Origin of the sequence: Arthrobacter sp. M2012083 (genome assembly GCF_000281065.1) — a bacterium.
Taxonomy (GTDB): Bacteria; Actinomycetota; Actinomycetes; order Actinomycetales; family Micrococcaceae; genus Arthrobacter.
Genome location: NZ_AKKK01000058.1, coordinates 54,963 through 80,000, shown reverse-complemented (window position 1 = coordinate 80,000; position 25,038 = coordinate 54,963). Strand labels below are relative to the sequence as shown.

The following is a 25,038-nucleotide window of genomic DNA, read 5'->3' as shown; positions in this document are numbered from 1 at the left end:
GCCTACAAAGCTCCCTAAGGGTCATGGCTGCCTGCGTGTGACACACCTTACGCATCCGTTCCGTGAGCCAAAACTCGACAAAAGACCAAAGTTTGCGAAATATTCGTGTTGGCGTACTAGAGAGTTACCTCATACACGAGTACTAAGATGCCCGTATGGAACAGCAAGTGCTGACGGTCAGGGACCTCGTTACCGCTCAAAGCCTGGGTATGAAGGTACTTTCTGGCGCCGGCGGCCTTGACCGGCAGGTTCTATGGGCGCACAGCTGCGAGTTGAGTGATCCCGACCGCTGGCTTGGTCCGCACGAGTTACTCATGACAGTGGGCCTGTGTGTTCCGCATAGTGCCGTGGAACAACGGAACTTCATTGTCAAACTCGACGAGGCCGGCCTTTCCGGTGTTGCCTTGGGGGATCACAACAGCCTCCCCCCACTCACTCGGGAACTATACGAAGAAGCAGACAGACGTTCTTTTCCTGTACTTCTCACGAACCAGGCCACTCCCTTCGCAGCAATTGGGAGAACAGTTGCCGCTGCTACCGCAACCACCCAAACCATGCAAGTACTCAAGCTGAGCAAGCTCTATCAGTTGTCCACGTACGCCCGTACTGACCCGTTACGGATGATGAACGACTTACAGGCTCTTCTAAGGGCGGGTCTCAGCGTCTTCGATGTGCAAACCGGCCTAACGATTGTAGAAGGGGCACCGCTAGAATTTATGCCCACGTCCGTCCGGGAACGTACCTATGCGCTCCCGGGGGACAGCGACTCCAGGCTCATGATTTCCGAATATCCCGGCGAAGAGGTGAGCAGCTTCCTGCTAATCCATGTCCTGCAGGTGATAGATGTCGCGTTGAGCCAACTTCTACGGTCACTTCGCCGCCGTTCCGAACGGTCGACTCAAATGCTTGCGTCCATTTTTGAAGGGCGTAGCCCTGATGGGTTGGGGAGCATTCTGGGTCCGAGCGGTACTTCGTCAGGCTATCAATTCGTTGCAGTGGCATTGGAAGATAGCGAAAAGGTAGCCCGGGCCGCGTCCATCAAGTCACTGCCAGTTCTGGCCGGGCCCGGAAGCAGCTCGTTTTTTATCCTGATGCCTGAGCAGAGTCGAAATGACGTCCGGAACTTGCTCCACGGCCTCGACGTCCGGGCCGGGGTATCGTCAACCTACCTCGACTTGCGGGATGCTAAAGCTGCTGCGGATGAAGCCGCAAAGATCTTTTCATCTGGTGGGACGAACGGTCTATGGACGGACTTCACCGGGGTCCCGGTATCGCTACTAACCCGCTCTAGAAAGGAAGCCTCGGCCATAGTCCAACAGGTATTAGGTAGACTCGCGGGTACGGATCCTAAAATAGCTGTTCTGCGTGAAACGCTGTTTGCTTTCCTTGCCAATGACCGTCGCTGGAATGAAACGGCAGCCGCTCTTGGCATCCACCGGCAGACCTTGTCCTATAGACTCACCCGGATCAAAGAGATCACCGGGCGGGATATCGCGTCGTCAGCGGATCTGTCTGCCTTCTGGCTTGCGTTTCAAGCCTGGCCCTCCTTCTCGGACAGATCCGACTGAAGACTTCCGTCATTCACGAGTTCCTCGTTCCAGGCTGTCGTAGTGACGGACATTGTCAAGGGCACCGCTCATACACCCTGCGAAGGGCGTCTTCCAAAGAGCAGGTTCTACTTGCGATCCAAGGAATCAGACAAAAGGGTTTCTTGTTTTTGGCTTTCCCTATCATGACTGCCGCTTCCCGAACGTCTAATGTCGAAGAACAGGGCTTGTTGTTGAGTGCACCCGTGAGCAGCAAAATCGGCTGACGCGACTCGCCCCGGTTCCTGCTCCGGTTATCCCTGCTCTTACATAGGAGCCTTCCGTATCAGCAGTCGAGCTCCCTTTGTCCCTCAACACCCTCGTCCACCAACGCGTGGCCTCGAGGAACAGAAAGGTTACCCCATGATGACAGCCGCCGTTCCGGACGGGCACACTTTAGATCCCCGCTTACGCACCCTCACCCCAGGACAGCACCCGCGTCTTGCCCTTGAACCTGCCGGTTCTGGTTGCGAAGAGCACCCCTGCAGATTCTGCAACTTGCCGGAAACGGATTGAGCAGCCAACGAAAGCAAGTTAGCGGTGCTGCTGTCACGGACAATGGCTTCCCCAGAACCCGCCTCATCCCGTCGGTGTTCTTAGGACTACTTGTGCAAGCGAAATCGAGAAGTGAGGGTGTGCAATTAGGCGGTCTTGTTTTTCGCTGGTCGTCGATGTGTCAAACGTGTCGGCGCCGCCGCACAAAAATCGGTTTTGACCGCGGTGGATGTCGCGGACGCTGCGGACGTTCTTGGCGTCGGAGGTGACGCCCTTCCCACAGTTTTACCGCTCAGATGTTCCCTTCTTCGCCTTACCACCAGTGACGGCAGCCCGCTGCTCCGGCCCACAGCAACAGGTGTACGATCTTGGGCCGTTGGGACGTGGAGAGAAAGCTGGCGAAAGCACCATCGGCCTCTGATGCGAGATGGGGGCATATCGCAGGCCTTCAAGCTGTGTGGAGTCAGTGGGCTGGTTGTTTGTTTGGTTCGGGAAGGTTGATTCCTACGTAGGTTTGCGGTGCTGGTGTGGTGGGTCGGTCTCGGAATCTGTGCGGGTACTGGTCGTAGTAGCGTTGCAGGGTTTGGTCGCGTTCCTTCCGAATGCTTTTCCATGTGCCGTCGTGGACTTGCGCTGAGGAGAACAGGGCGATGCCGGAGTGTTCGTGCTTGGTGTTGTACCAAACCCAATTCCCATTTACAGGCGCCCTCGTGTGGTTCATCGTCGAGGTATGCGAGTGGCCGGAATTCTCCCCTCAGACGCTCCTGACCCGCGGGCCGGATGGGCCGAGCGCCTGAAGCTGATGCCCATTCCGGTGATGGGGCTCGCGCCTCAACCATCGTTGGAGGACACCGACAGCGTTGGTGTGACCTATGGCCAAGATGATCGTGGGTACAACGAGATGACGGCGAGCATCACCTATACGCTCTGGCGAAACCCGGATGACCGCTCAGACCCGGTAAACCTCGCGGACCTCAACGAGAAGACACGCAGATCGATCGAGGAAGTTCCGCCATGGCCGCAGCCCCCTTGGCTGATCGAGTACGTGGAGCGCCTGCGTTACCCGCAACTTGAGGAGGCCGTGCGAACCACCTGGCACCGCGATCCATCCGAGCGTTCTTCGGTTCGAAGCCTGTTGGTTGACCATGTCAACCACATCCTCATGAACCAATATCGGCAAGAGCTCTGGCCGGGCAGCAACCCGTGGGACCAGCACGCCCCCACAGTTACCGGCCGGATGGTCAACAGCCAGGCCAGGACCGTCATCAACGGAGTCGATATGCCCGGTGCAGAGGTCGATACGGACCCGTTCGTCTACGGTATCGGAGCCCAACTGGCAGGCGGCGGCGTGGTGACCGCTGTGCTTCCCCGCACTGAGCTCAAGCACATCCAAGTCCAATTCATGCCCCGGACCTAACGGTTCCATTCCAAACACAGCAACACCAAGCTTGACGTCGCCCCCTAGGGGAACCTCGTCCGTAAGCCGATCCCCAACCGGGTCAGCGATCCAGTCCATTGGCGGGGCCGGGACGAAGGATGCATGGTCGTTGGCGGTAACGGGTGGCCAGTGTCGCCCCGAAAGGGGCCGTCATCGACATCGATGAGACCGATCTCGCCGAGGCTTTCTAACTGCCCGGCGCTGACCTTTCCAACGAAGAACTGCTGGTCCAGGTCATTCCGATCCAGTCTGACGAATTCACGTTTATGTCCTGTTTCCTTGTCCACCACCGCAGCCAGCTCGCCAAGGAAAGGGACGGAAACAAGTATTGCACCGAATGCGAAGGCTGAACCATTTCACCTGCTCGAAGGGCGACGGCTGACCCTGGGAAATATGTGGACAGGGCTGCAGCGCAACAGCAGTCCCAGCGTCTCCTCGACCTCACGAACCCGACGCGCCGGCCCCGGACTAAGCTTCACCACCTGGATGGGAAACAACGCATTCCGCAGCTTCCAAACCTGTCACAGTCAGCCCTTTCTAACGCGGACCACTCGCCATTCGTGCGGGCCATGTTCCCATGCTCTCGTGGAATCAGATTCGGTCGAGGTCACCCTCCTGGATCATCCGCCGCCACTTCCGGAACGTCCACCGTGTCCCGTAGCGCCACACATTGCCCGATATATGGCTGATGTCCACAACCGGCACGCTGCGCGATTGCCATGCACAGTTTCACCAACTGCTCATATCGAGCATCGGAGGCACTGGACTTCCTAGACACATATTAGGTCTACCGATGAAACTCCTAAGTCGCTGAGGTTAACTCCAAGCCGTAGGAAAGGTTCAATTTTGGCCCGTCACCGACAATGGCTTTTATTCACGCAAAGACACCTTCCGCCCTTTGTGTCCGCTGCCTGGCAGAGACCAAGACCGGAAGGCGGCAGGTCGGTCATTCTTCCCAGCCAAGTCCATTGGTCGTTGCGAGAGGGGTGCTTGCATTCGGCACATTCTGTCTGTCCGCTGCCAAATAGTGCCGTACGTAGTCGATCCATCCGGAATAGGAAAGCCATAGTGGAACGTCCTTCTGTTCAGAGAATCAACCTAAACGTGCTTTTGAGACCCACGAGAAATAGGTGGGGTGCAGGCTGCGGGGCATCGTCCTACAGGAGGCGATACATCTGCTCCACGGTGTCTACGTCCTCACCGGTAGATTCATCACTGCAATCGATAAGATCTACGAGCCACGGTTTCTGGCGTAAGAAAACCCTGGCTCCGGCATCACCGGAAACGGTACTGGCCACTGCTGGCCGAAGTCCTGCATCGATGACCATTGGATGACCTCTTCGGAGCACCCGAGGGCTGTCTAACGATGAGTACGCAGCCGAACTGATGCGCCCCGGCCGGTGGGAGACGAGTAGCCGGCCAACAGTGGTGACGCTGAGCCCTGGTTGATCTACCAGAGCCACGAGGATGTGGTTCTTTGTATGTGCAGCAGCATCACCGGCAAGGTAGGAACTTCCCATACCTGAGGACCAGTCATGGTTCACCACTATCCGATAGGGCTCAAGGTTTGCACGGGCGCACACCGCTTGTGCATTCGCTCCAAGAACAATTACTACCTCATGACAGCCGCCGACAAGCATTGTCTCGGCGGCGTCCTCAACGAGGTTTCGTCCGCGGTATGGCAGGAGCGCCTTCGGACCACGCCCAAGACGTTTTCCGGCGCCGGCGGCCAGCAACACTCCCGTCACACACGGCAAATCCGTGTCACCCACCGTGAGGTTCCTGTTCGCAAGATGGAAGGACTGTCAGATCCCATTGCTTGGTGCGATCCCGACGCAGTCGATAGTCAGTACAAAAGATTAGTCTTCTCTCCCCAAGCCCTTCTAGGCGAATCCAGATGATGCCAAGGGAAGGAGCGCTCGTGTCCACGACGCCGGAGTAGGGTAACGTGCCATCTTCACACACCTGGATCTGGTCACCCTGCGCCAACATTTGCAGATCAAATAGCTGGCTTTCGTCGAAGTTGCCGGGTGCGGGATTTTCTACTGACTTTGAAACTGCCATGGTCTTGTTGTCCACCGGGTTTTGCCAACTTCGGCTGTCTTCAGAAGGTTGCATTGCTAGCTCTTTAAGGTTGGACATTGCTAGGCCGGGTCCGAGTGCACAGCGCCAGTGGAGTCGCGCAGAGGGCGGCCACTCCCCTGCCAACGCTTGGCTATTATTTCGGCCACAACTGACACTGCTGTTTCCTCCGGTGTCCGGCCGCCGAGATCAAGTCCGATGGGACTATGAAGCTCGGCAATTTGCCGCTCTATCACTCCAGCCTCCAGAAGGCGGTTTAGCCGATCTTCATGGGTCTTTCGTGAGCCCATAGCGCCTATGTAGGAGGGCCTGCATGCCCCCTCCAGCCGCAGGGCGATTTCCAAGACAGGAACGTCGAACTTGGGATCATGGGTAAGAACGCAGATGACCGTGCGGTTGTCCACCTTTCCCTGTGTCACTTCCTGCTGAAGGTAAACGTGAGGCCAAGATACGATCACCTCGTCCGCACCAGGAAAGCGCGCGGTGGTCGCAAATACAGGGCGAGCATCGCAGACGGTCACATGAAAGCCCACCATTGACCCAGCCCGCGCGACTGCTGCTGCAAAATCGATGGCACCAAAAATGATCATTCTGGGCTTGGGCTGATAGGAAGAAACAAAGACCTTTGTTCCGGTTTCCATCCGTTCCCCGCTGGGACCGTACGTGAGCACCTTGGATTCACCCGAAGCCAGCAGGCCTCTCGCATCGTCGGCAATCGCATGGTCCAGCATGTTATTGCCGAGGGTCCCGCCAGTATGGGCTGGCCAGACTATTAGCCGCTTACCCAGCATTTCTGGCTGGTCATGTTCGACCACGGTAGCGGTGGCAACGGGGTTGCCCTTCTGAACGTCCTGAATGATCGTTCGTAATTCTGGGTAACTTTCTTTGGTGACTCGTTCAACGAAGACGTCGATTGTTCCGCCACAGGTCAGTCCTACGGCTACAGCGTCATCGTCGCTATATCCAAACCGTTGCAGAACAGGAGTACCGTCTTCAATGACCTCCTGCGCAATTTGGTAAACAGCTCCTTCGACGCAACCCCCGGAGACTGAGCCGACGGCCTCCCCCGGGGTGCTTACGGCCATCGCAGCGCCCGCTGGCCGGGGGGCCGATTTAGACGTGCTGACGACTGTGGCGAGGGCGAAGGTTTCTCCGTGCGTCGTCCATTCTGCCAGTGCTTCAATAACGTCACGCATGTGCTATCCGATCTGCTAGGTCCCTAAAAGCTGCCATGGTGTGGCCGGCGACCAGGGCATCAACGTGCGGGAGAACGGCCTTAATGCCGCTCTGTATAGGTTCGTATCCAGACTTTCCGCGGTGGGGGTTGGCCCAGATAACACGATGAGCCAAACCATGGAGGCGGGAAACCTGACGGGCAAGATCCCTGGGATCCCCACGTTCCCATCCGTCACTGGCGATCACCAGCACAGAACCTCTGAGCATTGCGTGTTGTCCCCACAGGGTAATGAAGGCCGCTAGGGCTTCGCCCAGTCGCGTGCCTCCGGACCAATCGGGAACGACGAGTCCAGCGTCCAACAGTGCGACCTCCGGATCCGGGTGCTGCAATGCCGAGGTCACTCTGGTTAGGCGTGTGCCGATAGAAAATACTTCTGTTGTGTCGGACGCGCCAGCTAAAAGGCGGTGACCGAAGCGGAAAAAGCTGTCAGCATAGGCTTCCATAGATCCTGAAACATCTACGATCAAGACGACTCGTCGGGGCTTTTTCGTTCGGAAGCGATATTGCAGGCGCCCTGGTTCGCCGCCTCTCCTCAGATTGTCTCGGACAGTGTGTGCCGGATCGATGCGCTTGTGGCGATGGGTCCGCTTGTAACGCGCCCTTCTCAGCGGTTCTCTAACAGGTAGAGCAGCAAAGGCCTCCGCAAGATAACTCTTTTCCTCCGCTGACATGAGTGCCACATCTCGGTGTTGCAGGGATTCATCTTTGCTAGCCAGTGCAATCTGCTGCTCCAATTCCGGCTGAGGGCTGTCGCCGTCTGCTGCGTCGGGAAGGCTTGCTTCCTGTCCCTCCGAAAGGGGCACAGGAATCGGCGATTCCGATGAAAACCACAGGCGGAACGTCCGGTCGTAGGGCCCGAAGTCAGACCTGCTCCTACATAACGTCGCGCGTCCGGCCCAGAAGACCTCGTCGCGACGCTGAAGATCCAAAACGCTCAGAGCCTCGAGGTAAAGCTGGGCCTGTTCGGCCCCTATGGTCATCCCCTCATCTCTGAGAGCACCTACGAAACCATAAAAAATTTTCAGACCTACTTGTGAAGACATCGCCAGTACCGTTCACGTTAGGTAGGAAAGACGGTTCTTAGGGCGTTCAAGATAAGCTCCTGGTCGTCTTGGTCTTTGCAGAGGGCGCCAATTGTCAGGCTGGCACTGTCGGCGTCGATGTCACTTCCGCCAAGGCGGTTCAAAGCCTGGGCCCAGTCAAGCGCTTCGGCTACCCCAGGGGAGCGTCGCAAACGTCCCTGATTGCGCAAGGACTGGACTACGTCCACCACCTGCTGCGCTAGCTTCTCATCCACGCCGGGCAGCCGTGTCTTGATGATCTCCAACTCACGGGCCGGTTCTGGGTGGTCTATCCAATGAAAGTAGCATCGCCGTTTCAGAGCCTCGTGTAACTCTCGGGTCCGGTTGGAGGTCAGGATCACGATGGGTGGAACTTTGGCGGTGATAGTACCCAACTCGGGTATAGATATTTGGTTTGATGCGAGCACTTCCAGGAGGAACGCTTCAAATTCATCGTCAGCTCGGTCAACCTCGTCGATGAGGAGAACGGCCGGTCCACTTTGTAAGGCCCGAAGAATCGGACGAGGCAGCAGGAAACGTTCGGTATATAGGGACTGCTCTAGTTCCTCCGCACTCGTTGTCGAATTTGCTGCCTCCAGTGAGCGTAAGTAAAGAATCTGACGTGAGAAATCCCAGTCATAGAGCGCTTGGGTGGACTCGATGCCCTCGTAGCACTGCAGTCGGATCAACGGGATTGCCAGCATCTTAGCTATTGCTTCGGCCAAGGACGTTTTTCCCGTGCCTGGAGCACCTTCAACAAGCAGCGGCTTGTTCATCGCAACAGATAGAAAGACGGTGGTGGATAGACCCTCGTCAGCCAAATAGTTGACAGCCTTGAGCCGCGCAGCCATCTCACCGGGACTTTCCGGTTTGGTCACTTTGTCGTTACTCATTGTCTCGCCTTGCTAGTCGGTTTTCGAGGTGTGGCATTGCGGCTTTTTGCGGTGTCTACTTATGCAGGTGCTGAATACCGCCAGTAGAAGGGCGTCCACCGGCCGTACCAACCGTAAGAACAGCCGATTCCGGGATGCCCCGCCCTACCCGAATCGGCAGGACATCCCGGCCGAGTCTGCTCGGATTAGACCCTTACTATTCCTACAAGTGGCTTGCGATCACGGTCTTGCCCTTAGCAGCCCAGATATCTGCCCGCCGGTCGTTCAGCACCGGGAACGAACTTCGCAGTTCGTTCAGTGAATCGAAATTGAGAGTTGCACGGAGAACGGCTTCCTCTTTGTCTGCCTGAGCGAGGATATCTCCGTTGCCATCCACAATCTGACTGTGACCACCCAGCTCCACCTCCTGGTCAACCCCCGTCATGTTGCATTGCACGACAAAGGATTGGTTTTCGATTGCTCGAGCGCGACCCAGAGTCTGCCAATGCTGAATTCGCGTAAGTGGCCAGCATGCTGGTATCACATTGAGCGCCGTACCTTCTGCTGAGATGTGTCGATATAGTTCGGGGAAGCGAAGATCGTAGCATGTGCTGAGCCCAGTGATGGCAGTGGCTCGTTCTGTCTGCAGCTCCACCACCCTGGGTTCATCTCCCGCTGCTATCAGCTTTGGCTCTCCGTCGGAAAAGCCGAAGCGGTGGATCTTTTTATAGGTCGCCCGGAGGGATCCGGTCGGGTCAAAAAGAACCGATGTATTCCACATGTCAGAAGCAGCGCTGCTTGGTTCCGTGACCATGAAAGAGCCGGCGTGAAACCAGGCCTTCTTGTCCCTGGCCACTTCGGACAGGAAAGTGAACACTTCACTTTCCAGCGAAATGGCGTTCTTTCGCCAGCTGTCGTAGGAGAACCCGCCATGAAGCCAGAGTTCAGGCAGGACGATCAGGTCCGCTTTGCCGACGCCAGAAACCAAGTCCTGGATACGCGAAATCCTGTCCTCGAGCAGCTCTGTTGAGTCAAATTTCACCTGAACAGCTGCTACGTCAAGTTGCCCTCTACTTGGTGCTAGTTCGCGCACTTCCATCAGGTTCAAGACCTTCGGTTGCTTCCTGCGGCAACACCGGCCGAGAAGACCGCAATCAGCGCAGCTACGATGGAAACGATTGCGGGCAGCCACTGTCCAACTGCGGGAACTTCGACCTGAGTGCCAGGGCCCTTTTTGGCGGCCCGCGTGTCTTTTGCCAGCTTGATGAGGTCCAGTACTTCGGATTCTGCCTGAAGAGGTTGCTTTACTTCTCTTCCGAGGGCTGCTTCAGTTTTTGAGAGCTCAGATGCTTCGCTGCTGCTCTCGCTTCCTGAAGTCATCTCTACAGCCAACCGTTGGGCGAATACTCCGAGGATGGCCGTGGCCGCTTCATTGATTACACCTCGCCCGAACTGAGCGATTTTACCTGTCATGTCCAGCTCGGTCTGAACAATGACGGTGGCGCCGTTTGCTTCCGGCTCAAGTCGGGCGGTGATAGTTGCGGACATATTTCCTTGCCCGCGAGCATCCTTCGCACGGGCCTGAATTACCGCGCGGCGGCCCTTTTCATCGACCTCAATGAATCGGGCAACGCCGACATACTCGGCCGTGATGGGCCCAACCTTGATTTTTGCCTTGCCCTCGTACTCGTCACCGTCAACACTGGTGATGGATGCTCCGGGAAGCATGGGGGCGATGCGCTGCAAGTCCAGCAAAACCGGCCACGCCTCGTCCGGGGGTACGGGCACGGTAAAAGTGTTGGTCATCTCCATGATGGTTTTTCCTTATTAAGAATTAGTGACGACGGATGGTTCATCCACTTTAGGGAGCCCAAAAGCAAACGCGGGGTTTCCGGGCTCAAAGCTTCCCCCGTGCTGCAGACGGGACGCCATCTTTTTCACTTTGTTGAGATAAGCGTGTCCCTGCTGCAGCTGTCTGGTTTCCCAACTCTGCAGGGACCCCCGCAGATCATGGTTCTTTGTGAAGACTTCGGCAAGGGTTCGTGCGTCATCACAAGCTTTAGCACCCCCCGCAGCGGCGTGGGGCCTTGGAGTCACCGCCGCGTCTCCGATCAACAGGACACGGCCATGAACCATGCGGTCGACGGTGGCATCTGCAACAACAGTCACGAATGGGGAGGAGGCGTTGAGTACGAGGTCCCTGAAGGGCTTGAAGAGGCTCTCGCCCTTACTGTGGAACTGACGGAGATTGTGGGGATTCAGCGAGTTGTTATGCACCGATGTCGGGAGCCTGATGCCGCGAACGTCTGTCATAAGTTCGTCGAGGTCCGGTCCTTCAGCGACGTTCCAGTACCACTGAAAATTCAGACGCGGGGACTCGGCGTTTTCCCGTCCTGGAATCGGGTAAGCGATGAGGTGGCCATCGTCCAGAAGTCCATACGTGAACTTGTCGTTAAAGTAGTTCCACACGTCGTCGGCAACTTCGCCCGGCTGAAGCACGCCTCGCCAGGTGACGTAGCCCGCGTATGTGGGCTCAATACCCAGCAGGCGCTTGCGAACTACCGAGGCTCCGCCGTCCGCGCCGATCACCCAGTTCGCTTCGGCCTTTGTGCCATCTGAGAAGCGCATCTGCACTGTTTCGGAATCTTGGCTTAGGCCGACCAGGCATTTACTGGTGTGGTATCGCTCGGGTCCGAACAGCTCGTAGAGCCCCCCGTATATCGAGTCGTAGCTAGTGAAGCGCCAGTCTGCAGGAACGGATCCGACTCTTTCTCCAGTCAGTGCGTCCACATATTCCATGGATGATGACGGCACGCTGATGGAGTCCAGCTCAACGCCTTGCTCCAGCAAGTAATGAACAAGCTCCGGCTGGACGACAATGCCTGTGCCGAAGCCTGAGAGGGGCTGAGGTGATCGCTCATAGACATCGACGTCAACGCCAGCATCTCGAAGCATCAGCGCTGCTGTCAGCCCAGATATCGAACCACCAACTACCGCGATACGGTCGGTCGTGGGACTCATGCGTTATTCCTTAGTGCCATGGCGAGCGGGCGCATCGGGGCACCGCTCGCTCCCCGAAGACGGATAGGAGCAGCGATTAGGCAAAATTCCTTTACTCCATCCGCTGCCAGTTCCTCCAGATTCAACAGTTCCACCATGGGCACACCGGCTTCGGCAAGGAAGTGGGTATGCCCGGGAAGCCAGTTGTCCTCATGCTCCGACGGACCTACCTCTACGCACTCCTGGTCAGCACCGATTGCGGAAATGTTTTGGCTGGTGAGCCATCGGGCAGCATCCAGGCTTAGGCCTGGAGGGTTTCCAAGAGTCTTGGTTCCGTCCGGCCAGTAACGCATACGTCCGGTACGGACCAAGGGCACATCCCCCGTCTGCAGTACGAGGCCGGCTTTATCCAGTGCCTCTTCGATGTCTGCAACAGTGATCGCGTAGGAATCAGGGAGGCAGTCAACGTTCTTGAGACCAGCAATATCCAACAATACGCCGCGGGTGATGATTGGCGGGATCGTCTCCGCCCCGCCCTTGGTCCAGGTCCGGCTGCCCAGATTCTCTTCCGGCTTATACCCATTGTAGATCTGTCCGTCGACACCGAAGTGGTTCAACGAGTCAATATGCGTCCCGGTGTGGGTATACATGAAGACGACGTCACCCGAGTAGCACACGTGCCTGTTGACATCCTCGCCGACGCCGTTGAGGTTATCCACCACCGTGCCTTGAGGGGTGTGGCTCATGAAAATTTGGTAGCTAGGGTCACCGGCTCCCTGAAAGCTGGGCATGCCTACGAAGTAGTCAACACTGAGGTCATAGACCCGAGACGGGTCGGCCCGGTGAAGGACGTCGGCGCGTACAGACTCGTCAAGGAGGTTTAGTGCGCCCCGCTCGTCATCGGCGCCCCACGGGCTCATCCCGACCTTTACGTCTGCAGTCTGGCTCATCAGACGGCCTCGACTTCGTAATCAACCACAGCCCTGTCCGCGAACATCGGCATAAGTGTGGCGACTACCTCGAGGTGGAAGGGATCCGTGGAGTACTTGTCCAGATCAGCCCAGCTTGCAAAGTCAGAAATCAGAACTCCGTCCCACGGCGCACCGTTATCCCCGGGGTCGCCAGAGTGAGTGCCAATCTCCCAGCCCTGAATGAAACCTAGGCGCGGGGGAAGAGTGTTGAGAATTTCAACAATTTCCTCCTGGCTGCTGCCTTCAGCTACGCGCCATGCAAATACGTGTCGAACCTTAGTCATCAGTAGACCTCTCATGTGTGTCTTGGATTACCCGCCGGGTTGTGTCTGTTCAGTTTGGTAAGAGCAGCGAAGTTGTCCCACTGGCGGATTGCACAAGTTACCGTTCTGCTTTGTTCAAACCTTGACAGCGGCTGAAGATCTGCTCGGGGGTGACTGGCAAACGGTCAGTATGTACGCCATCGGCGATGGCATCATCGATAGCTGAAGCGATTGCCGCGCCGGCCGCAATGATGCCAATTTCCCCAAGGCCCTTGGCGCCAAAGGGGTTGTCCGGTGACTTGGCATCTTCAGTTACAAAACAGTCGACGTTCGGCATCTCCTGAGCGCTTGGCAACAAGTAGTCCATGAACGACGTCGTAATCGGCTGTCCATCCTCTTCGTAGAGGAACTCCTCGTACAGGGCGCCTCCAATGCCTTGAACCGCCGCACCTATGATCTGGCCCCTCGTGGTCAGGGGGTTGATTACCCTTCCTGCTTCCGTGGAAGTGGAAAAGCGAAGAATCCTATGACCGCCTGTGTCAGGATCTAGTTCGATTTGTACGAGTGTTACCCCGTATGGATAGTTCATGGCGTTGTTCATGTAGACCGCGTCCGCTGCTAGGCCGGGTTCATCATTGTCGGCCCTCGCCGTGAAGGGGTCCCTCGCCGCTGCGATCTCGTACAGCGAGATTTGCTGATCAGTGCCCTTGACCTTAAAACTGCCTGCAGTTAATTCGAGGTCGTCCGGATCAGCTTCCAGCATCTCACTGGCCAAGCGTCTGGCTTTTTCCACAACTGCAAGCGCAGCTTTGCGGGCAGCACCTCCAGCAAGAACAGTTGAACGGCTGGACCAGGAACCCACACCGTCCGGAATAAGCTCTGTATCGCTATGGACGATGTCAATGTTTTCGGGAGCGATCTGTAGCTCTTCGGCGACAATCTGGGCCAGAACCGTTTCGATTCCCTGCCCGACCGAGGAACCTCCGGTTTTGACCGTAACGCGGCCGGCACGGCTGACTTCAACGCCGCCGGTTTCGAAAAGCCCCAGACCTGCCTTATCCATCAGCACGCCGAGGCCTACGCCGACTTTTCGGCCATCCGCCCGTAGTCGTTTGGATTCCTCAAGCCACTCCGAGAAGTTTGCTGCCTCCAGAGCTTCGTTGAAATGCTTAACTACGTCTCCCGAGTCGAAGTGGTAGGGCTCGTGGACGATGTCAAGACCCGGTGTCCAAGGGAGGTCTTCAGCCGTAAGAAGGTTTCGTCGGCGAAATTCCGTCTTGCTGAGACCGATTTCTTCACACGCCAGATCAAAGATCCGCTCTCGAGCGAAAGTGGACTCGTAGCGTCCAGGCGCGCGGTAAGCTCCGACAGGTGTTTTGTTGGTGAAGACGGCGTGCAGAGTAGCATCGTAGGCAGGGACCCGATAGGGGCCGAACACAATGCCGGCAGTAATGTCGCTGACTAGCGGCTCCGCTTGCCTGAAATAGGCACCATGGTTGTGGAAAATTTCGTCCTTCATACCCAGGATTCTGCCCTCAGCATCGAGCGCGAGTTCGAGCTTATGCACCATTTCCCGGGCATGGGACGTGGAAGTCATGTGCTCGACTCGGTCCTCAGTCCATTTGATCGGGACTCCCAACGTACGGGCTGCCCATGCTGCAACAACGTTTTCTGGGAAGACTCCGCCCTTCACGCCAAAACTGCCGCCGATCTCTACGTGTTTCATCCGTACGTTGACCTCGGGAAGATTCAGCATCTTGGCGATGATCCTCCGGTTGTCATGCACATGCACGGTGCCCCAGATGAACAGCGTGTCCCTTGCTGGGTCGGGCTGTACCACTACGGCCCGCGGTTCCATAGGTACACCGGAATGGCGGTTCGTGACGTACTTGTGGCGAATGACGTGCTCTGCTTCGGCGAAGGCGCGATCAATATCGCCGTAGGCCTTTTTGATGCGCGCACCTTCATTGCCGCGCCCCGGAAAGAGCTCGACCTTACCGGTCAATGCTTCTTCCGGATCCAAGAGGACCGGGAGCGGCTCATACTCGATAGAGACAAGCTCAGCTGCGTCTTCGGCAAGATAAGGATCAACAGCAAGTACAGCAACCACCGGCTGCCCCACATATAGCACCTTGTCTACTGCTAGGACGGGGTGACTGAAGTCCTCAATGTTTTCATAAATTTCGTGATATCCCAGCTCTTCCAAGAGAACCGAACCCAGGTGCCGCGTGTGCTCAGACGTGATAACCATTCGTACGCCTGGAGTCTTTTCAGCTTCAGTGGCGTCTATGGACACGATCCGGGCATGAGCCTGTGTTGAACGGACAATGCGCATATGCAATTGCCCGGGCACTCCCAGATCGCCAGCAAATGTTGCTGTTCCAGTGAGTAGCCGGCGGTCCTCCCGCCGCAGAACCTCCTGGCCTATCCATGCCTGTCTGTTGCCCTCGTCCGCGCCGGCTCTACCGTTGTCAGGGATGAGCGCTTTAGCCTTTGCCATCATGCGCTCAGTATGTCATCGGGCCGTCCAGCCTGGATGTTCAGGCATTGACAAAAACGCGGCCTAAGTCTCCGCAGTTAGTAGGCGCCCTCGCGCAGCTTCCATAGCATGATCATTTCGCAGACCCCTTGCGCGGGGTCACGGAAGTCTGACTATAGGGAGATAACGGTATGACTGTAACTTCGCAGGTGAAACCTGAAGATGAAATGCTGAACTGGGGGCGTCTTATCCTTGACGGCGTTTCCTACTCAGACATGGTGGGTGCTCGCGATAGGCCCAAGGAAATCACCTGGTTTGACTACTGGATGAGTCTCGCAAATGAGTATGAGCAGGAAGCGGAAAGGAAAGTGGCACTGGGCCATGACCTGTCCGCCGGTGAACTCCTGATGTCAGCCGCACTCTGTGCCCAGTACGCTCAGTTCCTCTGGTTCGACGAGCGCCGGCAGAAGGGCCAAGCTCGGAAAGTTGAGCTGTATCAGAAGGCAGCTCCACTGTTGTCCCCGCCTGCAGAGCGTCACGAGCTAGTCGTCGACGGTATCCCGATGCCTGTCTATGTGCGCATTCCGGAGGGACCGGGACCACACCCCGCTGTGATCATGCTTGGTGGTCTTGAGAGCACAAAAGAGGAAAGTTTCCAGATGGAAAATCTTGTGCTCGATCGGGGAATGGCTACTGCCACATTTGACGGTCCCGGCCAGGGCGAGATGTTTGAGTACAAGCGGATTGCGGGTGATTACGAAAAGTACACGTCCGCGGTAGTGGATCTGCTCACCAAACTTGAAGCGATTCGGAATGATGCTATCGGAGTGCTGGGGCGGAGCCTGGGCGGTAATTACGCTCTCAAATCTGCCGCCTGTGAACCGCGTTTGGCCGCATGCATTTCTTGGGGCGGATTCTCAGACCTGGACTACTGGGACCTCGAAACTCCCCTGACAAAGGAAAGCTGGAAGTACGTCTCCAAGGTTGACACTTTGGAGGAAGCAAGGCTGCACGTCCATGCGGCTTTGGAGACCCGGGACGTCCTTTCCCAGATCGCATGCCCGACGTACATCCTGCACGGGGTGCACGACGAGGTTCCACTGTCCTTCGTGGATACCGTCCTCGAATTGGTGCCGGCAGAACACCTGAACCTAGTGGTTGAAAAGGACGGTGATCACTGCTGCCACAACCTTGGAATCCGTCCCCGGCTTGAAATGGCAGACTGGCTCTATGATGTTCTGGTTGCCGGAAAGAAGGTCGCCCCAACAATGAAAGGGTGGCCCCTCAATGGATAAGATCAGGAAGATCAGTACCGCGACCGCGCCGCTTGAATCCTGGCAGCCGGACGGTGTAACCGTCCATGAGGGAAATCCCAATGGTCATGGGTTCACGCTTTTCGAACGCACTTCCTCTCCCCAGTTCGGCACGGGTATCTTCACTTCGCAGCCGAGCACAACAACCTATGAACTCACTGACAACGAGATTATCTACGTTGTCGAAGGCTCAGCAACGCTCACACTTGCATCCCAAGAGCCGGTTTCCGTGACTGCCGGCGATTTGGTATTTCTGCCGAAGGGGCACACATCTACCTGGGAGTTTCACGAGCCATTCAAGGAAATCTGGTTCTTGGTGGAATAGGAGATGTTAGCAGCGACGCCGTGAGCAGGTTCATTTACGGTGCAGGTTGCGGGAGGCCGGGAGATTCCTCCAACCCAGTAAGCTCGAGCTTCATGGCCTCGACCATCCGCGAAAGTCTGATGGCAACGGGCAATTCATCTCGCAGCACTCCCCTTGAACCAATTTTGCCCTCGATGAGTTTCAGTCGATAGGCGATAGTTCGGCTGTGCACTCCGAGGCGCTGTGCCGCGGACGCCGCATTCTGACCCGAAGCAAAATAGGCTTCGAGGGTTTCCACTAACCTGCTTGGGGGGTCTAGGTGCAATCCGAGACCCCCCAGTTCGTCGGAGATGAATGTGGTTACGGCAGCGAGATCGCGCATAGCCAACGCCTCGAGCATGACATCTTCATACCAAGTGACCTGAGTGCCCAGTTTTTGGGCAACCGAATCGGCCTCCAACGCCCGTCTATGGGAAACTATAAATCCGTCCACACCTTCGCTCAGAGTCCCAAACGAAATTCTGGTGTCCTTCGGCAAGGCGTTTGCGAGGACAACTTGCGGTGAGGGCAGCCGATTCGACCACTCCGCCCAAATATAGCCGGTCTCATCCTCGGCCGTGATAACAAGGGGGCGGATCCGAGAGGCAGTGCCCAGTGTCCGAGCAACAGCCTCCGTGCTTTCGCCAGGTACCACGGCTGCCAGGTGCCGGCCGGAAAGGTTATAAGAAAAAACCGTCGAATCGATTGGCAGCCCAGCGAGGAGAGCCCTCAGCGTCGATAGCTTCCTCCGGTTCTGGCTCTGCCTTGAAAATGCGGTGCTCTCCATTTGGTACGTCTCAATAATGGAAGCGGAAACTTTATCGTTCCAAGCGAAATGGCTTGCACTGGCGTGCCGCAGAACCTTTGACCGTCGGACGGGATCGGCGATGATTCGATGCGCCTCTTCCAAGACAAACTCCCACAAAGTGGCTTGGGCCGCCCTGGATCCCCTGAGCAGATGATGAAGGTCGACGCCCGCCCGCGCAGCCAGCCTCACCTCGCGAAGAGTTTCGTTGGAAGCCCTAGTGGCTCCTACGCGCCCCTGACCGATGTATTCGAGGACATCGCGCAAGGAAGCCGTGATGGTTTCCGATTCCGCCTCGGTAAGAGAGGCGTTACGTGTCGCGGTCGAATAGTCTTCGTACGCATACTGCAGTCTCGCCCGTATACAGTCATAGATTTCGGGAATCCTTGCCTTCACGGCAACGGAAAGTTCATCCAGTCCTTCCTCAATGGTCATACACTGAGACTATCAACAGAGCTCGCCTGCGCCGAGACTCAGGCGGCGCATGAATTTAGGAACATGATCCAGACACAACATCTATCGGCAATATCGGTCGCCATTACATCGGACATAAATCAACTGTCCGACTCTATGGTCCGTCGACTCCATGATGATGTTCAGGCTGGTGTGGGCTTAGACCCTGCACTGGCGCAGCGGAGATCTGAGCGGCTGGCCGCGGCCCTTCTATCTATCAGCAGGGCCTTGTCCGGGTCAGAGGAACCAGACGACAAGTTTCTTGCCGAGGCCACCTTGGAGGCTCGCGAGACAGCCCAGGCCGGCGTGGATCTACTCGAGCTCATCCATACCTATCGAGTGCTGCAGTCTGCGACCTGGGATGTGCTCCTGGACCTTACAACTACTCTTATCCCGGATGCATCACAGCAATTGGAAATTCAAAAATGGGTCTCTCAGTTGCAGCATCGGTGGCATGACGTTGTAGTTGCCAACGTCATCGACGCGTATCGTTCAGAACAGCATCGGTTCTTTTACAAGTCGGAGGATCACCGGCTTAGAAATGAGTTGCGGGATTTCATTGCAGGACGGCGCACTGCCCGACCAAACACGGGGTACCCCTTTGAAGGACAACATTTATCCGTGGTGGCCTGGGGAAATGATCCAAAGGGTACCATCGACCTCGCCGCCACGCTGATCAACAGCGAAGTGCCTTTGGTACTCGAAAGCACCGGCGGAGCCTTTCTGGGCTGGTTGGCGGTAAAGGATGGACAGAATGCCGACGCGCAAGTCATTGAAGGGGACTTTCCGGACGGTGCACATTTGGCTCTAGGGTCCATTGATAAGGGGTTCTCCGGTTTCCGGCGCAGTCACCAGCGTGCTTGGAGGGCTTATAAAGTTGGCCGCTTGACCGGCGCACGGATAACCCGGTACACGGACGTGGCTCTCGAAGCTGTCTTCGCTACAAATATGCAGGCGGTGCGTGACTTGGTCTTGCAGCAGTTGGGCCCTTTGCTTGCTGACCCCCGCAAAGACATACTTTGCGACACTCTCCGGGCCTATTTCTCTGCTGGTTGCAATGCCGTAGCGGCTGCAGCAGCACTCCAGGTTCATGAGCGCACCGTTGCCTACCGGCTCAGATCCATTGAAGAACGGCTTGGCATAAGCGTTGCAGAACGTCATGTCGAGCTCCTCGTAGCCCTACGACTTTATGGCTTGCTGAAGTCAATCGCCGAGACCGACATCCTGTAGCGAACGGGAGGGTCAGGGCTGGTTCGTCGCGGGATTGTCTGTTCTAGATAGGTCGGGGTGTTGATTTGTCCCATGACGCAGAGCGCAAAGTCATACCAAAGGGGCAAAGTGGTGACATGAACAATGAGCGCGGCCGGCGGTACTGCCCGTGAAGCCACCTTCCTTCGATTACGTTGTTGCCGATTCGGTTGAGCATGCGCTCCGCCTGCTGGCGGACGGGGGCGATGACGCTAAAATCATCGCCGGCGGTCAGAGTTTAGTCCCGCTCCTAAATTTCCGGATGTCCCGCCCGTCCCTTTTGGTTGATATAAACCGCGTTCCCGGTTTGGCAAACATCAGGAAATCAGATCAAACCATTGCGATTGGCGCGCTGACACGTCATGCGAAGCTAACAACCTCCAAAACCATTTCGCAAAACCTTCCAATCCTGTCGGAAGCGGCGGCGTGGATCGCGCACCCTCAAATTCGTAACCGAGGAACGATCGGTGGCTCCCTTGCACACGCTGATGCTGCCGCAGAGCTGCCCGTAGTCCTGCTAGCCCTTGACGCCTACGTCACCGCACAGTCTTTGCAAGGTGAGCGGAAGATTCCTCTCAAGGAACTATTGGTCTCACATTTCGTCTCAAGCATCCTTCCCGGCGAGCTCATTGTGGAGGTAAACGTACCTCAATTGCCTCACGGGAGCGGTGCTGCATTTGATGAATTTTCTCGTCGGCATGGGGACTACGCCATAGGTGGCGCTGCGTCCATCGTTACCTTGGATGAGCAGGGCAAGTGTTCGCGGGCGAGGATTACTGTCCTGGGTGGAGGGTCCACCGCCATCCGCTGCCTGGAGGCGGAGAACATCCTAATTGATAGCACTCTCTCCAGCCATGATATTGCCGCAGCTGCGCACGCCGCGGTACAGGGGCTTGACCCCGTGCCCACGGTGCATGGAAGTGCCCAATATCGCGCGCAAGTTATTCGGACAATGGTCGAACGAACCCTCGCCAAAGCACTGCACCGGGCGAGACCGACAAAGGAAAGCATGGATTACTGATGAACGCCTTTCGCCTCACGGTTGAAGTAAACGGAGTCACCCACGCAACGGACGTCGAGCCTCGTAGGCTCCTTGCGGACTTCCTACGAGACGACCTGCACCTCAGGGGTACACGAGTAGGCTGCGAACACGGCGTATGCGGTTCCTGTACTGTCCTATTGGATGGTCAGCCCGTTCGATCCTGCACCGTGCTGGCCGTACAGGCCAATAATTCCAGGATTGAAACGGTCGAAAGCCTGCAGAAGGACGGACAGCTTCACCCGCTGCAGAGGTCGTTTTCCAAGTGCCATGCCCTGCAGTGCGGATTTTGCACGTCAGGGTTCTTGATGACGCTCAAGCCTCTTTACGATGACGAAGACGTCACCCTCGATGCGACATCTGCTCGTGAAGCTATCTCGGGAAATATTTGCCGATGTACCGGATACCAGCAAATTGTGGAAGCGACAGTCGATGCCTTCCATTGCAGAGATCACAACGACTGACGAGGATCTGGGCCCCTTCGCTGCTCTACTTGTAGACCGCCAGCCTTAACCATGGCAATTCCCGCGCCGATCGCGCGAGTATTTTGCGATTGACCTTCAGAAATCCCATGGGGGGTCTGTATGAATACAGAATTTCGAAAGTGATGATGCAACAGCACTTGATGAAGCGCGATGACGACACGGCCGGACCGAACCAACCGAGCGAGGGGCGCTGGCAAGCAGCTTCTTTGCAGAAGATACTTGTCAGCGCGGCGTCCGCATATCGAGATCCTGAGCATGTCTCGATGTGGGAATCCTGGCCTCATGGCTGAGTGTCTATAGAAGGGTACAAGAACGAAAATGAGCTGAAGCTGGTTATCCGGCACCCGCCAACACGAGCGCCAGGCTAAACAGCACTATTTGGCCTTCATGTTTCCGGGCCAGACACGACTCCTCCTGGCTCGGAATTCACCGTCCATGAAAGGCTGCGGGGAATGCAGCATCTGCATTCCCCGCAGCCTTCTTACAGTGACACTACTCCGGACAGATTGGATGTCTGCCGCGGCGCCCTCACCGGTCAAGCGAACTTGGCCCCGGGGGTCTCTATCGCGTGATGATTCTCGTCTTGAGCCCGATGACCGCATTACGCGGTTTGCAGGGTGTAATCCTGCGCACTGTCGACAAAACCACGTACCGCTGTGCAGGTGGGTCAAGACGGGCCTGCAAGATATTCTTTGATGCTTGAGCTCACATATCCTCGCCGGGTTGCATCCGCAGGCCGCCACCGTGGACGAAACCGGCAGCGGCGCCGTAGAGATCGTCCGAAACTGTCAGTCAACAAGGCGAGAAACATTTCCGCGGTCGCCTGCCGGCATTATGGGTGGCGCAGCAAGACAGTCGAACGAAGTTGTGAAGCCTGCGGTCTGCCTTGTCGCAGGTACTCATGCGTCCCAGAGGGCGGGAGTGGTGGAGCTGACCCTGCTCCCAGAGGGCGGGGGATGAGTCCAATGGGCAAACCAGTTCCCGTAGACCTCGTTCCTGCGGCGTAGTGTTTTATTCCAGCGGAGATTTAACGCCAGGTAGGGCACTGGATTCCGACGGCCAATGTCCGGCCAGTCATCCGGTGAGGCATACGGCCGACGATTTGAGCAAGATGCTGTCAGGTGCGCTATACCGAGGCTGTCGCCCCAGTTCCACTCCACCACAGTGTCAGTCCAGGGCTTCTGTTCGAAGAACGGACTAATCCCGAATAAGAGCCATGGTCAGCACCCTAGGCGAGGTACCGGTCACTTCCCGATAGATGGTCCTTGAAACGGCCCAGATATTTGCTTGTGTCCAACGAGCTCTGGAAGAGACAGTTGCGCTGTCCCTACAGCCGGCTTCGATGGTCATAGGTCGCTTGGCACTTGGACCGCGCTACTTGCCTTAAGCGCGACGCGAAGCTCCGTGTCCCGTTCGCGCATTCCTGCGCGGACGGCGTCGGCAAAATCGTGAATTCCCTGAGTAATGCCGGCTACTGCCCGCTCTAGGCCTTCATGCCCCAATCCGGACTTTTTTTCATCCACCTTCCGAAGGGCAATGATTCCAATAGCCACACCGATTCCCATCCAAACAAGTCGTTTCATGCTTCTCTCCGGAACTCAGCGGCTTCGGCGGCCGGTGGCGGGTTTGGAGTGATTCACCAAGGCCGTTCTGACACCGTGACTAAAAGCCAATACCTTGATCAACGGTGACCCTATACTGGCAGCGAAGAGAGAGGACAGGGCGGAGACGTTGGCGCTGGCGTCAGAAACGTTAGTCGCTATGGTGTCCACCTTCTTGAGTTGGTGGTGTGTGGTGGTCACAATAGCTGTCACCTCATCCAACATCGGTGCGGTGCCGTCACTTAATGATCTGACTGCCATTCGCACCTCGTCGAGTACCTGGCCTAGCTTCATAATGGGCACCGCCAACAGCAGGACAAGGAGTGCAAAGACCCCAGCGGCAATCAGCCCGGCGATAGCACCAACAGACATAGATTCATCTCCAACAAGATTGATGTGTGAGCACAAAGGTGCCCGCAATGACGGGGAAAGAGTGGCGCTGAAAGCGCTGGCCTTGGTGCCGGCGAATCCTAAGGCAACAAGGCGAGACAGCAGCCTTTTACGCACCAAAGCCACCTGGTTAGCCTGAAACCTGATGGCAGCGTGCCACGAGAGAATCGGCCGATACTTACGGCTCCTGCCAGACACCCGCTGGAGCAGGAGAAACAGGCGTTGGGCACCGTAGCGGCACCAAGTTATGCGAAATACCCTGTATCAAGTCCTTGAACCAAAATCCGATGACCACGAAGCCCAAGCGGGGCGACCCTTGACAACCAGAAGGCCACCGGCCGCCATTCCTAACGGCCGGTGACGTTCATCAGACTCAGTGCAACTGCTTGCTGTCGTGGTTGCAGCAGGCGCCGGCGTCAACCCGTACGCTGCAGACGGTCACCTGTATCTGGGAGGTACCGCTTGCCTTAGTAATGCTGTCTTGGGCCGAAGTCATCCGAGAGCGCCGAGGAATGCATAAGTGAGGCTGCAGGTTCTACGAATGCAGAATTGCGTTCACCGCGCATTCAGCGGTTTCCAGTGCGCCTTCAATATATCCGGGGAACTCTAACGAAACATCGGAACCTACGAAATGAATCCGGCCAGCGGGCTCTCCAAGTTCCTTATGCACTCGACTAAATTGTCCCACGCGCGGTGCTACCCAGGGCCCTTCGAAAAGCGGGTCTGCGATCCAGTCGTGGTAGTCGATACCCAGAACTTCAACCTCCGGCAAGTAGTAAAGCACCGCGTCCTTGACTGCGCCGATATCGGTCGGATCGAAGGATCCTGAGTCCGTGAAAGCCACCAACAGTCGTTCGCTTTCCGACACCTCGCAATAATCGTAGAGAGTGGGAAATATTCCGTCTCCGACGCATTCAATTCCTGCCTCGGCTCCACGCACGTGGATAAGAATTTTCAGACCCTGACCACCATGCCCTTCCTCGATTACTGACCTGCGCCGTTCAGGAAGTGCGGGGGTGAAAACGATCCTTCGCCAAGTGTTCATTGGAGTAGCAACAATCACGGAATGAGCCTGGAAGGCATGCCCATCCTTGACCGTCACGTTCACTACATCGCCAGACTGGTCTATTCCGGTCACGACAGTCTGCAGTCTGATTTCAGGAATTTCTTGGCTCATTGCATCGACAAGGTCAGCGGAACCATTGGAAAAAACTTCATCCAGCGAGAGAACAACACCTAGGATGCTGTAGTGATGCGCTGCAACAAGTTGCAGCATCCAAAGCGCGGATGCTTGGTCAGCCGGCTGGCCAAGCATGTTCCATGCCCAAGCGAGCAAGAACTGCCTAGAAACAGGGGGCAAATCGAGTTTGTCAACATACTCGTTCAGTGGGATGTCCAGGTCCTCAAGGTCCTGGTTTTCCAATCCCTTTTCCAGATCTATCCTGTGCGCATCACGCAGCAATGTGTAGGTGGCTGCTTCCACCGCAACTGCTTCTGAGCCAGGAATAGGAAATGCCTGGTCTACTGCGGTCGGTCCAAGGCGATGCCTAAACGAGGTGAACTCGCTTGCAGCTGCAGTGGGAATTCCATACCGGTCCAATTCAGCTGCCAAACGCGGGTGGTGCTTCCGGTGAAGGTATGCTCCACCGATCTCGACCCGCAGGCCAGGTACATTCCGGGACTCCCGGGAATACGCCCGTCCTCCCAGACGTTCACCGCCTTCAAGCAGAAGTACCTTCTTGCCGGCGTTGGTAAGATCGCGTGCTGCTTTCAGCCCGCTGAAACCCCCACCAACCACAATCGCGTCATACAAAGTTTTCCTTCTTTCAAGTTTCTAGCTCGGGCGCTTTGAGCTGCATCAAAGATGCAGGAGCAAT

Annotated in this window: 22 protein-coding genes and 1 pseudogene; 8 read left to right on the top strand and 15 right to left on the bottom strand. The window is 56.6% G+C overall.

All coding sequences use genetic code 11. The annotated features are described in order from the left end of the window. Nucleotides 1-155 precede the first annotated feature (155 nt). The 3 genes and pseudogenes from pmfR to A477_RS23095 form a co-directional block, all read left to right on the top strand. Entirely contained in the window at nt 156-1,568 is a 1,413-nt protein-coding gene (gene pmfR / locus A477_RS0119325) for a transcciptional activator PmfR (RefSeq protein WP_020372852.1), read from the top strand. Between the two features lie 1,243 nt (nt 1,569-2,811). Continuing rightward, nucleotides 2,812-3,498, top strand: coding sequence for a hypothetical protein (locus A477_RS0119320; protein ID WP_020372851.1), 687 nt, complete (start codon nt 2,812-2,814; stop codon nt 3,496-3,498). 167 nt (nt 3,499-3,665) lie between these two features. Then, nucleotides 3,666-3,869: pseudogene (locus A477_RS23095) on the top strand (DUF4193 domain-containing protein); the annotation flags it as partial. 807 nt (nt 3,870-4,676) lie between these two features. Here A477_RS23095 and nboR read toward each other — a convergent pair. The 11 genes from nboR to kdhC all read right to left on the bottom strand — a co-directional run bounded on the left by nboR (nt 4,677) and on the right by kdhC (nt 15,508). After that, on the bottom strand, nt 4,677-5,291 hold the full coding sequence (gene nboR, locus A477_RS22560; protein WP_017200526.1) for a nicotine blue oxidoreductase: 615 nt from the start codon (nt 5,289-5,291) through the stop codon (nt 4,677-4,679). After that, nucleotides 5,284-5,661: a hypothetical protein gene (locus A477_RS0119310; RefSeq protein WP_043426458.1), complete on the bottom strand. Its 378-nt coding sequence runs from the start codon at nt 5,659-5,661 to the stop codon at nt 5,284-5,286. The genes nboR and A477_RS0119310 overlap by 8 nt, the downstream gene beginning before the upstream one ends. A 2-nt stretch (nt 5,662-5,663) precedes the next feature. Beyond that, nucleotides 5,664-6,797, bottom strand: a complete 1,134-nt coding sequence (locus tag A477_RS0119305) for an XdhC family protein (protein ID WP_016359443.1) — start codon at nt 6,795-6,797, stop codon at nt 5,664-5,666. Continuing rightward, nucleotides 6,790-7,881 carry a vWA domain-containing protein gene (locus tag A477_RS0119300; RefSeq protein WP_031217298.1) on the bottom strand — a complete coding sequence of 364 codons (1,092 nt, stop codon included), beginning with the start codon at nt 7,879-7,881 and terminating at the stop codon, nt 6,790-6,792. The genes A477_RS0119305 and A477_RS0119300 overlap by 8 nt, the downstream gene beginning before the upstream one ends. Nucleotides 7,882-7,898: 17 nt before the next feature. Further along, nucleotides 7,899-8,792: an AAA family ATPase gene (locus A477_RS0119295; protein WP_016359445.1), complete on the bottom strand. Its 894-nt coding sequence runs from the start codon at nt 8,790-8,792 to the stop codon at nt 7,899-7,901. 202 nt (nt 8,793-8,994) lie between these two features. Beyond that, nucleotides 8,995-9,870, bottom strand: coding sequence for a carbon-nitrogen family hydrolase (locus tag A477_RS0119290; protein ID WP_021474599.1), 876 nt, complete (start codon nt 9,868-9,870; stop codon nt 8,995-8,997). Nucleotides 9,871-9,875: 5 nt separating this feature from the next. Further along, complete coding sequence (locus A477_RS0119285; protein ID WP_016359447.1) at nt 9,876-10,583, bottom strand: SRPBCC family protein; 708 nt, start codon at nt 10,581-10,583, stop codon at nt 9,876-9,878. 15 nt (nt 10,584-10,598) lie between these two features. Continuing rightward, nucleotides 10,599-11,792 (bottom strand): 2,6-dihydroxypyridine 3-monooxygenase, encoded by a 1,194-nt coding sequence (gene dhpH / locus A477_RS0119280; protein ID WP_016359448.1) that lies wholly within the window; start codon nt 11,790-11,792, stop codon nt 10,599-10,601. Next, on the bottom strand, nt 11,789-12,721 hold the full coding sequence (locus A477_RS0119275) for a cyclase family protein (RefSeq protein WP_016359449.1): 933 nt from the start codon (nt 12,719-12,721) through the stop codon (nt 11,789-11,791). The genes dhpH and A477_RS0119275 overlap by 4 nt, the downstream gene beginning before the upstream one ends. Continuing rightward, the gene (locus A477_RS0119270) at nt 12,721-13,026 is read right to left on the bottom strand and encodes a Dabb family protein (RefSeq protein ID WP_017200523.1); all 306 of its coding nucleotides are present in this window, start codon (nt 13,024-13,026) and stop codon (nt 12,721-12,723) included. Before A477_RS0119270 ends, A477_RS0119275 begins: the two co-directional genes overlap by 1 nt. A 97-nt stretch (nt 13,027-13,123) precedes the next feature. Next, entirely contained in the window at nt 13,124-15,508 is a 2,385-nt protein-coding gene (kdhC, locus tag A477_RS0119265) for a 6-hydroxypseudooxynicotine dehydrogenase complex subunit gamma (RefSeq protein WP_017200522.1), read from the bottom strand. 167 nt (nt 15,509-15,675) lie between these two features. On the opposite strand from kdhC, the gene A477_RS0119260 reads away from it, so the two are divergent. Both A477_RS0119260 and A477_RS0119255 read left to right on the top strand, forming a co-directional pair. Continuing rightward, nucleotides 15,676-16,779: a 2,6-dihydropseudooxynicotine hydrolase gene (locus tag A477_RS0119260; RefSeq protein WP_016359452.1), complete on the top strand. Its 1,104-nt coding sequence runs from the start codon at nt 15,676-15,678 to the stop codon at nt 16,777-16,779. Further along, nucleotides 16,772-17,122 (top strand): cupin domain-containing protein, encoded by a 351-nt coding sequence (locus tag A477_RS0119255; protein WP_016359453.1) that lies wholly within the window; start codon nt 16,772-16,774, stop codon nt 17,120-17,122. The genes A477_RS0119260 and A477_RS0119255 overlap by 8 nt, the downstream gene beginning before the upstream one ends. Before the next feature lie 34 nt (nt 17,123-17,156). On the opposite strand, the gene A477_RS0119250 is transcribed toward A477_RS0119255, so the two are convergent. After that, entirely contained in the window at nt 17,157-18,380 is a 1,224-nt protein-coding gene (locus A477_RS0119250; protein ID WP_017200521.1) for a PucR family transcriptional regulator, read from the bottom strand. Nucleotides 18,381-18,443: 63 nt separating this feature from the next. Between A477_RS0119250 and A477_RS0119245 the strand changes: the two genes are divergently transcribed. From A477_RS0119245 to kdhB, 3 genes are all read left to right on the top strand, one after another. Next, nucleotides 18,444-19,628: a PucR family transcriptional regulator gene (locus A477_RS0119245; protein WP_017200520.1), complete on the top strand. Its 1,185-nt coding sequence runs from the start codon at nt 18,444-18,446 to the stop codon at nt 19,626-19,628. Nucleotides 19,629-19,776: 148 nt separating this feature from the next. Further along, the gene (kdhA, locus tag A477_RS0119240; protein ID WP_017200519.1) at nt 19,777-20,667 is read left to right on the top strand and encodes a 6-hydroxypseudooxynicotine dehydrogenase complex subunit alpha; all 891 of its coding nucleotides are present in this window, start codon (nt 19,777-19,779) and stop codon (nt 20,665-20,667) included. Continuing rightward, a complete protein-coding gene (gene kdhB, locus A477_RS0119235) occupies nt 20,667-21,149 on the top strand; it encodes a 6-hydroxypseudooxynicotine dehydrogenase complex subunit beta (protein ID WP_016359457.1) in 483 nt (160 codons plus the stop codon). Before kdhA ends, kdhB begins: the two co-directional genes overlap by 1 nt. 1,367 nt (nt 21,150-22,516) lie before the next feature. On the opposite strand, the gene A477_RS0119225 is transcribed toward kdhB, so the two are convergent. From A477_RS0119225 to A477_RS0119215, 3 genes are all read right to left on the bottom strand, one after another. Further along, entirely contained in the window at nt 22,517-22,753 is a 237-nt protein-coding gene (locus A477_RS0119225) for a hypothetical protein (protein ID WP_017200517.1), read from the bottom strand. 15 nt (nt 22,754-22,768) lie between these two features. Further along, on the bottom strand, nt 22,769-23,143 hold the full coding sequence (locus A477_RS0119220; RefSeq protein WP_017200516.1) for a DUF948 domain-containing protein: 375 nt from the start codon (nt 23,141-23,143) through the stop codon (nt 22,769-22,771). A 553-nt stretch (nt 23,144-23,696) separates the two neighbouring features. Continuing rightward, nucleotides 23,697-24,974 carry a (S)-6-hydroxynicotine oxidase gene (locus A477_RS0119215; protein ID WP_016359462.1) on the bottom strand — a complete coding sequence of 426 codons (1,278 nt, stop codon included), beginning with the start codon at nt 24,972-24,974 and terminating at the stop codon, nt 23,697-23,699. Nucleotides 24,975-25,038 lie beyond the last annotated feature (64 nt).